9 protein-coding genes are annotated in these 13,970 nt (G+C 66.6%); all 9 read left to right on the forward strand.

The window, feature by feature from the left end:
- The first annotated feature begins 39 nt into the window (after positions 1–39).
- The gene (locus ASD69_RS17575) at positions 40–2,226 is read left to right on the forward strand and encodes an SUMF1/EgtB/PvdO family nonheme iron enzyme (protein WP_056181413.1); all 2,187 of its coding nucleotides are present in this window, start codon (positions 40–42) and stop codon (positions 2,224–2,226) included.
- Positions 2,227–2,230: 4 nt separating this feature from the next.
- Positions 2,231–4,075 carry a beta-L-arabinofuranosidase domain-containing protein gene (locus ASD69_RS17580; protein ID WP_056181415.1) on the forward strand — a complete coding sequence of 615 codons (1,845 nt, stop codon included), beginning with the start codon at positions 2,231–2,233 and terminating at the stop codon, positions 4,073–4,075.
- 99 nt (positions 4,076–4,174) lie between these two features.
- Positions 4,175–5,374 carry a CoA transferase gene (locus ASD69_RS17585; RefSeq protein WP_235567261.1) on the forward strand — a complete coding sequence of 400 codons (1,200 nt, stop codon included), beginning with the start codon at positions 4,175–4,177 and terminating at the stop codon, positions 5,372–5,374.
- Positions 5,375–5,876: 502 nt separating this feature from the next.
- Positions 5,877–6,935 carry a dTDP-glucose 4,6-dehydratase gene (rfbB, locus tag ASD69_RS17590; protein WP_056181419.1) on the forward strand — a complete coding sequence of 353 codons (1,059 nt, stop codon included), beginning with the start codon at positions 5,877–5,879 and terminating at the stop codon, positions 6,933–6,935.
- Positions 6,936–7,056: 121 nt separating this feature from the next.
- The gene (gene rfbA, locus ASD69_RS17595; protein WP_157489530.1) at positions 7,057–7,944 is read left to right on the forward strand and encodes a glucose-1-phosphate thymidylyltransferase RfbA; all 888 of its coding nucleotides are present in this window, start codon (positions 7,057–7,059) and stop codon (positions 7,942–7,944) included.
- Positions 7,941–8,498 carry a dTDP-4-dehydrorhamnose 3,5-epimerase gene (rfbC, locus tag ASD69_RS17600; protein ID WP_056181425.1) on the forward strand — a complete coding sequence of 186 codons (558 nt, stop codon included), beginning with the start codon at positions 7,941–7,943 and terminating at the stop codon, positions 8,496–8,498. Before rfbA ends, rfbC begins: the two co-directional genes overlap by 4 nt.
- Positions 8,495–9,406 carry a dTDP-4-dehydrorhamnose reductase gene (gene rfbD / locus ASD69_RS17605; protein WP_056181428.1) on the forward strand — a complete coding sequence of 304 codons (912 nt, stop codon included), beginning with the start codon at positions 8,495–8,497 and terminating at the stop codon, positions 9,404–9,406. The genes rfbC and rfbD overlap by 4 nt, the downstream gene beginning before the upstream one ends.
- 96 nt (positions 9,407–9,502) lie before the next feature.
- On the forward strand, positions 9,503–11,509 hold the full coding sequence (locus ASD69_RS17610; protein ID WP_056181431.1) for a S9 family peptidase: 2,007 nt from the start codon (positions 9,503–9,505) through the stop codon (positions 11,507–11,509).
- A 109-nt stretch (positions 11,510–11,618) separates the two neighbouring features.
- Positions 11,619–13,598 (forward strand): S9 family peptidase, encoded by a 1,980-nt coding sequence (locus ASD69_RS17615; protein ID WP_082576600.1) that lies wholly within the window; start codon positions 11,619–11,621, stop codon positions 13,596–13,598.
- Positions 13,599–13,970: the final 372 nt, after the last annotated feature.

Genomic DNA, 13,970 nt, shown 5'->3' on the forward strand with positions numbered 1-13,970 from the left:
TCAGTCCCCATTCCGCACCTTCCGATACGACCCGATCCGATGAACTCCAGCACCGACCCCAGCGTTCCCGATTCCGCCGATGCCGACGAACGCCGTCCGGTGCGTAGCGAATACAAGTTCTCGCACGTCACTACCCAGCGCTATCTGCCCCTGCCGGGCAAGGCGCCGGGCTGGCCGTTCGCCGAGATCGGGCACTGGAAGATGGATGTGGATGGCACGGTCGACGACTGGATCGCCGAGCTGGTCGATTGGCGCCGCGAGCACCTGACCCGGATCGGCTACGACGACGCCAACTACCGTCGTCCCGAATTGCAGTGGGCGCAGCGCAACTTCGTGCATGCGCAGATGATGGCCGAGGATCGCTACTTCTACGACCCGGTCGAAGGCCGCTACACCGTCGGGCGCTATCTGGACGATCTCAAGCTGCGCTACGGCGGCATCGACAGCGTGCTGATCTGGCATGTCTATCCCAATATCGGCATCGACGACCGCAACCAGTTCGATCTGGCCGGCGACCTGCCCGGCGGCCTGGACGGCCTGCGCGAGGCGATCGCCGACTTCCATCGCCACGGCGTGCGCGTGCTGCTGCCGACCATGCCCTGGGACAACGGCACCCGCGACGACGGCCGCAACGACTGGGAGTCCATGGCCGAACTGGTCAAGGCGGTGGGCGCCGACGGCATCAACGGCGACACCTACAACGGCGTGCCGCGCGCGTTCTTCGACGCCTGCGATGCGCTGGGCCATCCGGTGGTGCTGCAACCCGAGTCCACCATCAGCGCCGAGGAGGCCTTGATCTGGAACGTGCAGAGCTGGGGCAAGAAGGCGCCCAACGAGCTCGTGCCGCCGGTGGCCAAGTTCAAGTGGCTGGAACCGCGCCACATGATCAACTACGAGAACCGCTGGGGCCGCGACCGCAACCACGATCTGCAGTACATCTTCTTCAACGGCGTCGGCTACAACGCCTGGGAGAACATCTGGGGCCTGTGGAACCAGCTCACCCCGCGCGATGCCGAAAGCCTGCGCCGTATCGCCGCGATCGAGCGCCGCTTCGCGGCCTGCATGGTCAGCCTGGACTGGCGGCCTTACGAGCGCACCCTGCAGGCCGGCGTGTTCGCCAGCCGCTTCCCGCACGCGGGCGCGACCTTGTGGACCTTGGTCAACCGTAACGAGTACGAAGTCGCGGGCGAGCAGTTCGCGGTGCCGCACTTCGAGGGCCAGCGCTACTTCGATGTCTGGAACGGCGTCGCCCTGAGCCCGCGCCTGCAGGACGGGCGGGCGGTGTTCGAGTTCGCGATCGAAGGCCGCGGTTTCGGCGCGGTTGCGGCACTGGCGCCCGGCGCCGAGGGCGAGGGTTTCCAGACCTTCTTGAGCGACATGGCCGAACGCGCGGCCACGCCCTTGCGCGACTATTCCAATCAATGGCGCGCGCTCGCGCAGCAACTGGTCGCTATCGAGGCTACCGCTCCGGCGGCGACCGCGCCCGCGGGCATGATCGCCATCCCCGGCGGCGATTTCGATTTCGTGGTCGGTGGCGTCGAGATCGAAGGCCAGACCTGGGAAGGCGTGGACGTGCAATACCCCTGGGAGCCCAGCGCGCGCCGCAACCACCGCCAGCGCATGCGCATGCGCCCGTTCCATATCGACCGCACGCCGGTGACCAACGAGGACTACCTGCGCTTCGTCCAGGCCAGCGGCTACCGTCCGCGCGACACCCGCAACTACCTGCGGCACTGGATCGACGGTGCGCCGCCGCCGGGCTGGGAGCGCAAGCCGGTGATCTGGGTCGCGCTCGAAGACGCGCGCGCCTATGCGCAATGGGCCGGCAAGCGCTTGCCGCGCGAATGGGAGTGGCAGTACGCCGCGCAGGGCGGCGACGGCCGCCGCTATCCTTGGGGCAACGATTGGCGCGAGGACGCGGTGCCCGCGACCAATCGCGGCCGCCGCCTGCGCGCGCCCGACGATGTCGATGCGCATCCGGGCGGCGCCAGCCCGTTCGGCGTGCTGGACCTGGTCGGCAACGTCTGGCAGTGGACCGACGAGTACCAGGACGAGCACACCCGCGCCGCGATCCTGCGCGGCGGCAGTTCGTACCAGCCGCAGACCTCGCATTGGTATTTTCCGCAGGCGCACCGGCTGGACCAGCACGGCAAGTATCTGTTGATGGCGCCCAGCAAGGACCGTTCCGGCTGCGTCGGCTTCCGTTGCGTCGTGGATGCGGCCTGAGACCATGGAACGCATTCCCGCCGCCGCGGTTCGTCTGGAAGGTCTGCTGGGCGAGGCCCTGGACGCCAATCTCGCCGGGCGCCTGTCGCATTTCATCGTCGACGAGCGCAGCCCGGCGATCGAGATCTTCGCCCCCGAGCGGCGCGCGCAGAACCGCGAGGGCGACTGGTACGGCGAGCACGCCGGCAAGTGGATGGTGGCCGCGGCCAAGGCCGCCGCACGCTCGGGCGATGCGCAGTTGCTGGCGCGACTGCGGCGCGTGGCCGATTTCCTGGCCGACAGCCAGGAAGCCGACGGCTACCTGGGCACCTACGCGCCGGAACGCCGCTTCATGCGCAAGCAGCCGCCCAAGCCGCTGAGCTGGGACGGCGCCCCCAGCGTGCGGACCTGGGATATCTGGACCCACGCTTATCTGATCCTTGGCTTTCTCGAAATCCACCGACACTTCCCCGAGCCGCGATATCTCGAGGCCGCGCGCCGCATCGGCGATCTGTGCGCGCGCACGCTGGGCGAAGGCGGCATCGACATCACCGAGCTGGGCAACCATCACGGCATGTCGGCGACGGTGCTGATGGACCCGGCGACGGAGCTGTACTTCGCCACCGGCGAGCGCCGCTATCTGGATCTGGCGACGACGGTGCTGGAGCAGGCCGACCTCCATCCCGAACTGGCCCTGCTCAGCCGCGCTCTGGCCGGCGTCGACGCGGCCGAGATCGCGACCGGCAAGGCCTATCAGCTGGCCTGGAACCTGGTCGGCCTGGCCAAGCTGCACCGCGCCACCGGCATCGCCGTCTATCGCGATGCGGTCGAGCGCCTGTGGCGCAGCATCCGCGATCATCATCTGAGCCTGGGCGGCGGCCCCTGGGGCGGCGTCGCCCATCGTTCGCGCGAAGTGTTCAACCCGCCCGGCATGTTCAGTCCGCACGGCTATGTCGAGACCTGTTCGACCCTGGCCTGGATCCAGTTGAACCGCGAGCTGCTCGCGATCAGCGGCGACGCGCGCTATGCCGAGGAGGTCGAGCGCTCGGCCTATAACGATCTGCTGGGCGCGCAGGCGCCCAACGGCGAAGACTGGTGCTACTACGTGTTCCCGAACGGGCGCCGCGTGCACACCACCTATTGGCGCTGCTGCAAGTCCAGCGGGGCGATGGCGTTGGAGGAACTGCCCGCGATCGCCTACGCGCGCAGCGGCGACGATGGGATCGCGGTGAATCTGTACGGTCCGGGGTGGGCCGAGATCGAATTGGGCGCAGCCGGTCGGGTGCGTCTGGAACAGGCGACCGGCTATCCGTTCGACGGCGAGGTGCGCCTGCGCATCGGCCTGGAGCGCGAAGCGCGGTTCGCCTTGAGGTTGCGCATGCCGTCCTGGGCCGAAGACGCGACCGTGCGCGTCGACGGCGATACGGCCAGCGCCGTGGTCGAGCACGGCGGCTATGCCGTGCTCGACCGCGTCTGGCGCGACGGCGATACGGTGACGGCGCGATTCCCGATGGCACCGCGCAGCCATCGCGCGCTCAATCGCAACGTGCAGGAATCGCGCGCGCCCGACGGCAGCCCGGTCCGCCAGGAAGTGCTGCGCCACGAATACCTGGGCGTCACCCGCGGCCCGCTGGTCTACGCCTCGGGCCTCATCGACGGTTTCAAGACCGAGGAGACCCTGCGTCTGCCCGCGCAGCCGGAGGCGACTTGGCTGCTGGCGACGCAGGACGAACAAGGCGGGCCGCTGGTGGAATTGCGCTTGGGTTACCGCTCGCCGCTGGTGTTGGCGCCCTATTACCGCGCCGGCGGCCGCGTCGACGGCGCCTGGCGCCTGACCTGGATGAGTCTGGCGCCGGAGCCCAAGTCATGAGCGCCAAGCAAGATTTTGTGGCGCCAGAACATATGCGGCCTGCCTGTTTCTTTTTGCGGGCACGCGGCACAGTGCAGCCAGCATCACGCCAGGAGTTTCATGGACGCGCAGCGTATGGACGCATTCCGACCTGACCCCAGCACCGGACGCAGCGCGCCGGCGGGGCCGCTCGCCGGTGTGCGCGTGCTCGACCTGAGCGCTTACATCGCCGGCCCCTACGGCTGCGCGCTGTTGGCCGACCAGGGCGCGGACGTGATCAAGATCGAGCCGCCCGATGGCGACAATCTGCGCCAGTATCCGTCGACCCTGCCCAGCGAAAGCCGCGCCTTCCTGGGCGTGAATCGCAGCAAGCGCGGCATCGTGCTGGATCTCAAGCAGGCCGCCGATCACGCTGTGCTGTTGCGCCTGGTGCGCGATGCCGATGTGCTGGTGCACAACTTCCGGCCCAGTGTGCCGCAGCGGCTGGGCATCGATTTCGAGCGCCTGAGCCTGATCAATCCGCGCCTGATCTATTGCGCCGTCACCGGCTACGGCGAGACCGGGCCGATGAAAGACAAGGCCGGTTACGACCAGGTGCTGCAGACCATGACCGGCATGTGCGCCTTGCAGGGCCGGCGCGGCGGGCCGCCGGAGATCATCTACGGTTCGGTCGTCGACTATTACACCGCGGCCCTGCTGGCCGCGGGCGTGTCCTCGGCGCTGTACGAGCGCGAGCGCAGCGGCCTGGGCCAGTTCGTCGGGGTATCGCTGTTGCGTAGCGCCCTGACCATGCAGTCGGCGCGCATGATCTGGGCCGAGGGCGAATCGCTGGACATCGGCCGCGACATGCGTTCCGGCGGCGTCACCGGCATCCATCCCACCCGCGACGGTCATATCTATATTTCCGCGAACACGCCGCGCTTCTGGAAGGCGCTGTGCGAGAAGACCGGGTTGCAAGACCTGGCCGCGCAGGCGCGCTACGACAGCGTGCGCAAGCGCGCCGAGCACGCCGCTGAAATCGTCCCGCGCCTGCACGAGGCGCTGGCGCAACGCGGCGCGATGGAGTGGGAGGCCTTGTTCGGCGACGAGGTGCCGTGCGCGGCCGCGCGCCGCATCGAGGACATGTTCGAACATCCGCAAGTGCTGGCCGAGGGCATCGTCGGCACTATCGAACACCCGCGCGTGGGTCGCTACCGCGCGGTCGCGCAGTCGATCAAGTTCGGCCGCACCCCGGGCCCGGCGCCGTTCGCCGCGCCGATGCTGGATCAGGACACGCAGGCGGTGCGGGCGGCGGTCGAGGCCGGCGAGGGCGCGGAGTAGGGCGCCGACGGCTGGAATGAGCGGCCAGAATGAGAGCTCCGTCGCAAACCGCCGGCCGGACGCCGAGCGGACCGATCGGCACCAGTTAGTCACTTTTTAGGCGTCTAGTTTGCCGCGTCCGTCTTCAAGCCCGGCGCCACCGCGGCCGGGCTTGGGCGCGCGCGCGTTCAGGCTGGCCCCAGGCCGCGCCGATTTCCCGCACGCAGGTCATTGGCGCGTAAGGCTTTGCGCGTCCGGATGCGACTGAACGGACCGGCGCGGGCCGCCCCGTCGTGCCTGTTCCACGCCGCCTTCTGCAAAAAGAAAGTATTAGAATCATTCGCTTGCACGACTCGACCGTCATCGGACGATGGCCGGGCGCTGGCGTGATGGGTCCTTTCAGCTGGCCTGCCGTATCGTTCGGGCGGTTTTGGCGTCCGGTGCGGCCGGCTCGGTCCGATCTTCCGTCTTGCCGGCGCAGGTCGGCGTGCAGCGACTAATTTCTTAAGCAGGGAGTGTCTGAGTGTCTACTTGGTTGGTCACCGGCGGCGCCGGTTTCATTGGCGGTAATTTCGTACTCGAAGCGGTGCAGCGCGGCGTCAAAGTCGTGAACCTGGATGCACTGACCTATGCCGGCAACCTCGACACCCTGAGCCCGCTCGACGGCGACGGACGTCACCAGTTCGTACAGGGCGACATCGGCGACGCGGCCTTGGTCGCGCGCCTGCTCGCCGAACACCGCCCCGACGCGGTGATCAATTTCGCCGCCGAGAGCCACGTCGACCGTTCGATCGACGGCCCGGCCGCGTTCGTGCACACCAACGTGGTCGGCACCCTGAGCCTGCTGGAGCAGAGCCGCGATTACTGGAAGTCGCTGGACGCGCCGGGCCGCGACGGGTTCCGGTTCCTGCATGTGTCCACCGATGAGGTTTACGGCAGCCTCGGCGATACCGGCAAATTCACCGAGACCACCGCGTACGCGCCGAACTCGCCGTACTCGGCGTCCAAGGCCGCGTCGGATCATCTGGTGCGGGCCTTTCACCACACCTACGGTCTGCCGGTACTGACCACCAATTGCTCGAACAACTACGGCCCCTATCAGTTCCCCGAGAAGCTGATCCCGCTGATCATCGCCAAGGCTCTGGCCGGCGAGCCGCTGCCGGTGTACGGCGACGGCCTGAATGTGCGCGACTGGCTATACGTCGGCGACCACTGCGCCGCGATCCGCCGCGTGCTCGAGGGCGGACGCCTGGGCGAGACCTATAACGTCGGCGGCGACGCCGAGCGCCAGAACATCGTCGTGGTCAAGACCATCTGCGAGTTGCTCGACCAGCGCCGCCCGCTCGCCGACGGCCGCAAGCGCGAGTCGCTGATCTCCTACGTCAAGGACCGCCCGGGCCACGACCGCCGTTACGCGATCGACGCCTCCAAGCTGCAGGACGAGCTGGGTTGGGCCCCGACCGTGACCTTCGAGCAGGGCATGGCGCTCACCGTCGACTGGTACCTGGACAACCAGCCCTGGGTGCAGCGCGTATTGGACGGCAGCTACCGACTCGAACGCATCGGGGGAGACGGCGCGTGATAACAGATGCCGACAAGGCATCTGCTGCGCCGTCGAGCGCCCGGCCATGGTTGGCCGGGCAGGACCATCCGCAAGTGATGGGGTTGCGCCAGGGATGGCGGCAAGACTATTCGGAGTTCAATTGATGAATCGCAAGGGCATCATCCTGGCCGGCGGCTCCGGCACCCGGCTGTATCCGATCACCCAGGCGATCAGCAAGCAGCTGTTGCCGGTGTACGACAAGCCGATGATCTATTACCCGCTGAGCGTGCTGATGCTGGCGGGCATCCGCGACGTGTTGATCATCAACACCCCGCACGAGCAGGCGCTGTTCCGCCACCTGCTGGGCGACGGCTCGCGCTGGGGCATGAACATCGAATACGCCGCGCAGCCCAGCCCCGACGGGCTGGCGCAGGCCTTCCTGATCGGGCGCGAGTTCCTCGCCGGCGGTCCCAGCTGCCTGGTGCTGGGCGACAACATCTTCCACGGCCCCGGCCTGACCGCGATGCTCAAGCGCGCCGATCAGCGCGAGCACGGCGCCACGGTGTTCGGCTATTGGGTCAACGATCCGGAGCGCTACGGCGTGGCCGAGTTCGATGGCGAGGGCCGGGTGATCGGGTTGGAGGAAAAGCCGGCCGAGCCGCGTTCGAACTACGCCGTAACCGGTCTGTATTTCTACGACGGCCGCGCCAGCGATTTCGCCGCCGAGCTCAAGCCCTCGCCGCGCGGCGAGTTGGAGATCACCGATCTCAACCGGCGTTACCTTGAGGAAGGTTCCTTGCATCTGGAGCAGCTCGGTCGCGGCTACGCCTGGCTCGACACCGGCACCCATCAGTCGCTGCTGGAAGCCTCCAATTTCATCGAGACCATCGAGGCGCGCCAGGGCCTGCGCATCTGCTGCCCCGAGGAGATCGCCTGGAACAACGGCTGGATCGACGCCGACCGCTTGGTCGAACTGGCCGCGCCCTTGGCCAAGAACGGCTACGGGCAGTACCTGCTGGGTCTGGCCAAGCGGGGTTTCGTACCGTGAAGGTCATCGAAACCGATCTGCCCGGTTGCGTGGTGATCGAACCGCAAGTGTTCGGCGACGCGCGCGGCTTTTTCTTCGAGTCCTTCAATCGCGACAAGCTGGCCGCGCACGGCCTGTCGCCGAATTTCGTCCAGGGCAACGTGTCCTCGTCGGCGCGCGGCGTGCTGCGCGGCCTGCACTACCAATGGCCCAATCCGCAGGGCAAGTACGTGTCGGTGATCGAGGGCGAGGTCTGGGACGTCGCCGTCGACATCCGTCGCGGCTCGCCGCACTACGGCCGTTGGACGGCGGTGCTGCTGAGCGCCGAGAACCGGCGCCATTTCTGGATACCGGAAGGTTTCGCCCACGGCTTCTGCGTGCTCAGCGAGCGCGCGGTGTTCACCTACCTGTGCACTGCGACCTACGACGCCAAGGCCGATGCCGGCATCCGCTGGGACGATCCGGCGCTGGCGATCGACTGGCCGGTGAGCGAGCCCTCGCTGTCGGACAAGGACGCGCGCGCGCCGCTGCTGGCCGAGGTCGCCGAAGACCGCCTGCCGATCTACAGCGCATGAGCAAGATCCTGCTGCTGGGCGCCAACGGCCAGGTCGGCCAGGAGCTGCGGCGCAGTCTGGCGCCCCTGGGCGAGGTCGTGGCGACCACGCGCAGCGGCGAGCTGCCCGACGGCGGCCGCTGCGAGGCCCTGGATCTGGCCGAGCTCGACGCGATCGCGGCCTTGATCGAGCGGGTGGGGCCCGACGTGGTCGTCAACGCCACCGCCCATACCGCGGTCGATCGCGCTGAGGACGAACCCGAGGTCGCGTTCCGGGCCAATGCGCAGGCGCCCGGCCGGATCGCGCAGGCTTGCGCCGCGCGTGGCGCGACCTTGCTGCATTACTCGACCGACTACGTATTCGACGGCAGCGGCACACGCCCGTATCGCGAGGACGACGCCACCGCGCCGCTGGGCGTGTACGGCGCGAGCAAGCTCGCCGGCGAGCAGGCCATCGCGGCCAGCGGCGCGTCTCATCTGATCCTGCGCACAGCCTGGGTCTACGCCACCCATGGCGCCAACTTCCTGCGCACCATGCTGCGCGTCGGCGCCGAGCGCGACGAACTGCGGGTGGTCGCCGATCAGATCGGCTCGCCGACGCCGGCCTGGCTGATCGCCGACGTCAGCGCGGCCATCCTGCGGCAGGGCTTGGCCGAGTCCGGTGTGCGTCACCTCGTCGCCGGCGGCGAAACCACCTGGCACGGCTTCGCCGAGGCCATTTTCGAGCGTGCGTTCGCGCAGGGGCTGATCGCGCGCAAGCCGGTCGTGCACCCGATCGCGACCGCCGATTACCCCACGCGCGCGCGCCGCCCAGCCTATTCGGTGCTGGACACCGCCCGGCTGCGCGGCGAGTACGCGCTGGCTCTGCCGGACTGGCGGACCGCCCTGGATAGGACGCTGTCGACAGATTCGGCAAAGTCTCCGGCCTGAACCCGCTGACGGGTAGGGGCCTGTATGCCCTGAGCCGTTGGATGGGTTAGGCTAGGCGCGAGCCGTTTTTTCGCGTCGTTTTAGGGGATAACCGAAATGAAAAAGCTGCACCTAGCGGTGCTGGGCCTGGCGCTGTGCGCGGCCTCGGCACAAGCCGCCGATGCGCCGTCCGGCGCGCCCTCGATCGCCGACTTCGTCCGCCATTCGACCTACAGCGGCGCCAAGATCTCGCCCAGCGGCGAGTACCTGGCGCTGACCGTGGACCGCGGCGACCAGGACGTGTTGACCGTGCTGCGCACCAAGGACCTGAGCCTGGTCAAGGTCAATCAGCTGCCTGACGAGAAGAGCGTCGGCCAGTTCGAATGGGTCAGCCCCGAGCGCCTGATCTTCAACTCGGTCAAGAAGCTTGGCCGTTACGCGCAGCCCTTCGGCACCGGCGAGTGGTACGGCGTCAACGCCGACGGTACCCAGCCGCGCCCGCTGGTGTTCTACGGCACCCGCGACGCCACCCAGCGCGGCAAGCAGGTCGGCAACGAGCGCTTCCAGTTGCTCGACACGCTGCCCGACGACGACGTCAACGTGATCATGGCGGTGACCTCGCCGCGTTCGAACGAGGGTGTGGGCACCGAGCTGGTGCTGTTCGACACCCTGACCGGCCGCCGCAAGTCGCTGGCGCGTGCACCGCGCGAGAACTGCGAAATCGCGCTCGATGTCGCCAAGGCGCCGCGTTTCGCCATCTGCTACGACGACGAGGATGCGCAGGGCAACTTCGACAGCCAGAACGAGCTCTACCGCCGCGGCGACGACGGCAAGTGGACCCTGATCAACAGCTCCAAGAGCTCGGGCAAGCACCTGAGCGTGATCGGCACCTCCACCGACGGCCTGATCTATGCCAACCAGAGCGACGGCAAGAAGCCGGAGGCGCTGGGTACCATCGACCCGGTGACTGGCGCGTTCAATACCTTGTTCGAGGATCCGGTCTCCGACCCGGCCAGCTACATCACCTCGGCCGACGGCGACACCATCCTGGGCGTGATCACCGAGGCCGGCGCGCCGCGCGTGACCATGGTCGACGAGAAGCACGCCGACGCTGAGATCTACGCCTCGCTCGCGGGCGCTTTCCCGGGCCAGCTGGTGCGCTTCTCCAGCGCCACCAAGGACGGCAAGAAGATCGTGGTTTCGGTGGTCAGCGACAAGAACCCGGGCGAGCTGTACCTGTACGACCGCGACACCGGCAAGGCGCGCTTCCTGATGCAGGGCCGCAAGTGGCTGGACCCGAAGAAAATGGCCAGCGTCAAGCCGTTTTCGATGACCACCCGCGACGGTCTCAAGATCTACGGCTACCTGACCATTCCGCACGGTTCCGACGGCAAGAACCTGCCGATGATCGTCAACGTGCACGGCGGCCCGATGGGCCCGCGCGACAACTGGGCGTTCAACTGGGAAACCCAGTTGCTGGCCAGCCGCGGCTACCTGGTGATGCAGATCAACTACCGCGGCTCGGGCGGCTTCGGTAAGGGCTTCCAGGACATGGGCTACGGCACCTGGGCCACCGGCATCATGAACGACATCATCGATGCCACCAAGTGGACCATCAACCAGGGCTATGCCGACGAGGATCGAGTCTGCATCTACGGCGGCAGCTTCGGCGGCTACGCCTCGCTGATGGCGCCGACCATCGACCAGAAGCTGTTCAAGTGCGCGTTCGGCTACGTCGGCGCCTACGACATCGACGTGCAGTTGACCAAGAGCGATACCTCGGATCGCGAAAGCGGCCGTCGCTACATGGCGCGCGCCTTCGGCAAGACCAAGGCCGAGCAGGACGCGATGTCGCCGGTCAAGCACGCCGACAAGTTCAAGATCCCGGTCTACCTCGCTGCCGGCGCACGCGATCCGCGCTGCCCGCCGGAGAACACCGAGTCGATGAACAAGGCCCTGATCGCGGCCGGCAACCCGCCGGAAGGCATGATCATCCAGTCCGGCGAAATGCACGGTTTCTACAAGGAAGAAAACAACCAGCGCCTGTACACCGAGATGCTGGGCTTCTTCGATCGCCATATCGGCGGCAAGGTCAACGTCGGGGGCGCATCCAAGGCGAACTGAGCCTAGGTGCGAGTATCCAGGCAGTAAGCCGCGGCCACCTTCATCGGTGGCCGCGGTCGTTTCCGGCATGGAGCGCCGAAGTAGATGGCTTGAAGAATCAGGGGGCTCAATGATGAAACTGTTGCATGCCGTGGTCCTGGGTGCAGGACTGTTGATCGCCATGCCGGCGTTCTCCGCCGTCAATGTGGAGGCCTTCGTTCGCCGGGACCGCTTCAACGAAATCAAGCTCTCCCCGAATGGCGAGTACCTCGCCGCGACGGTGCCGCTGGAGGACCGCACCGCACTGGCGATCATTCGTCGCTCCGACAACAAGGTGACGGCTGACTTCCGGCTCGAGAAGAACACGCATGTGGCCGAGTTCTGGTGGGTGAACCCGCAGCGCGTGTTGATCAGCATGACGCGAACTTTCGGCGACAGAGACACGCCATTCCGGGACGGGAATCTGCTCGCGATCAACGCCGATGGAACCGATCCAGAACTGCTGGTCGGGCAGTCCGTGCGCGGAGAGGGCGCAAAGACTCGGATTCAGCCGAAGAAAGTGGAGCAGGTGGCGGCCTACCTGGCCGACGGACTGCGGGAGGATGAGAAGAACGTCATCATTTCGGTGTCGCCCTTCGGTTACGACACCTACTCGCGGGCGGACGAAATGGACGTCTACACGGGTCGCCGTGTGACTGTGGCGCGAGCGCCCGTCAGAAACGCCAGTTTCGTCACCGACAATCGCGGTAATGTTCGCTTCGCGTTCGGTTTCGGTGCCGATAACGTGCGCAAGCTGTATTACCGAGGCGGTGCGGATGCTCCCTGGGAGCAGATCGGCGACGAGGCCGGCACAGGCATGGCGGAAGTGCCGTTGGGCTTTTCCGAAGACGATAAGATCGCCTACTTGCTGGCCGAGCAGAGCAACGGCCCCGACGCCATTGTCGCTTACGACCCTGTCGCGCGCTCGCGCACTCAAGTCATGCGCGATGCCCGGGTAGACCCGGACGAGATCGTCTACCGCAAAGGCACGATTCCGGTGGGAGCCTTCTTTGTGGACGGCAAGCGCGAGGCCAGGTTCTTCGATGCGAGCGCTCCGGAAGCCGGCATCTATCGCGCGCTGGCTCCCGCATTCGGCGCCGATTCGATACGTGTCACTTCGATCACCGACGACCAGAAGCTGGCGCTGGTCGAGGTGAGCAGTGGGCGAAATCCGGGCGACTTCTATCTCTACGATACGACCACCAAGAAGGCCAACCATCTGCTGAGTCGGCGGGATTGGTTCGACCCCGAGAAGATGGCGGAGAAGAAGCAGGTCTCGCTGCAGGCTCGCGATGGCTTGAGCCTGCGCGGATACTTGACCCTGCCGAGCGGCAGCTCGGGCAAGAATCTGCCTATGGTGCTGTTGCCGCACGGCGGCCCCTTCGATGTCCAGACCGTCTGGAGCTTCGACGGCGAGGCCCAACTGCTTGCTGCCGCGGGCTATGCCGTGCTTCAGGTCGATTTTCGGGGCTCCAGCGGCTATGGGCGACAGTTCGTGCGCGCAGGTGCCCGCGAATGGGGCGGGAAGATGCAGGACGATCTGACCGATGCCACCCGCTGGGCCGTACGGGAGGGCATCGCGGATGCGAACAAGATATGCATATACGGCGCCAGCTACGGCGCCTACGCCGCATTGATGGGGACTGCAAAAGAAGCCGGTCTGTATCGCTGCGCGGTCGGCTATGTCGGTGTGTACGACCTGCCGGCGATGCACACGTCCGGCGATATCCAGAATCGCGGTTCCGGCGAGGCCTACCTGCGTGAATGGATAGGAGTGCGCGAGGAACTCGCTTCCGTGTCACCAGTGAGAATGGTCGACCGTATCAAGGTTCCGGTGTTCCTTGCAGCCGGTGGGCGCGATATGCGCGCGCCGATAGAGCACAGCATTGGAATGGAAAAGGCCCTGCGCAAAGCCGGGGTGCCGGTGGAGACCCTGTACTTCGATATGGAAGGCCACGGCTTCTACACCGAAGAGCATCGTCGCGAGTACTATTCCCGGCTGCTGGATTTTCTGGCTCGTAGCCTGGGCGGTCTGACCGCCGCGCCGCTGGAGCCTGCCGGTCGCAAGTGAAATGGCGCTTGTTTCGCGTGATTTAAAGGCATCCGCGCACATGCTGCGAGATCGCTTGCGTCGATGGCTACAATTGTTTTATGGATGCGCCGTCAGGCGTATCGCAATCACGGGGATGAGACGAAATGAAGCAATACCTCAGTGCAGCACTGCTGTGCGCCGGGATGATAGCCGCGCCGGTCGCATCGGCGGTCAACGTCGATGCCTACATCAAGAAGGACCGGTTCAACGAGGTCAAGATTTCGCCCAATGGCGACTACCTTGCGGCGACGGTGCCCTTCGAGGACAAGACGGCGCTGGTGATCCTGCGCCGGTCGGACAACAAGGTCACGGCGAATTTCAGGCTGGAGAAGAATACGCACGTAGCTGGGT

It is taken from the genome of Lysobacter sp. Root604 (assembly GCF_001427505.1).
Lineage (GTDB): Bacteria > Pseudomonadota > Gammaproteobacteria > Xanthomonadales > Xanthomonadaceae > Lysobacter.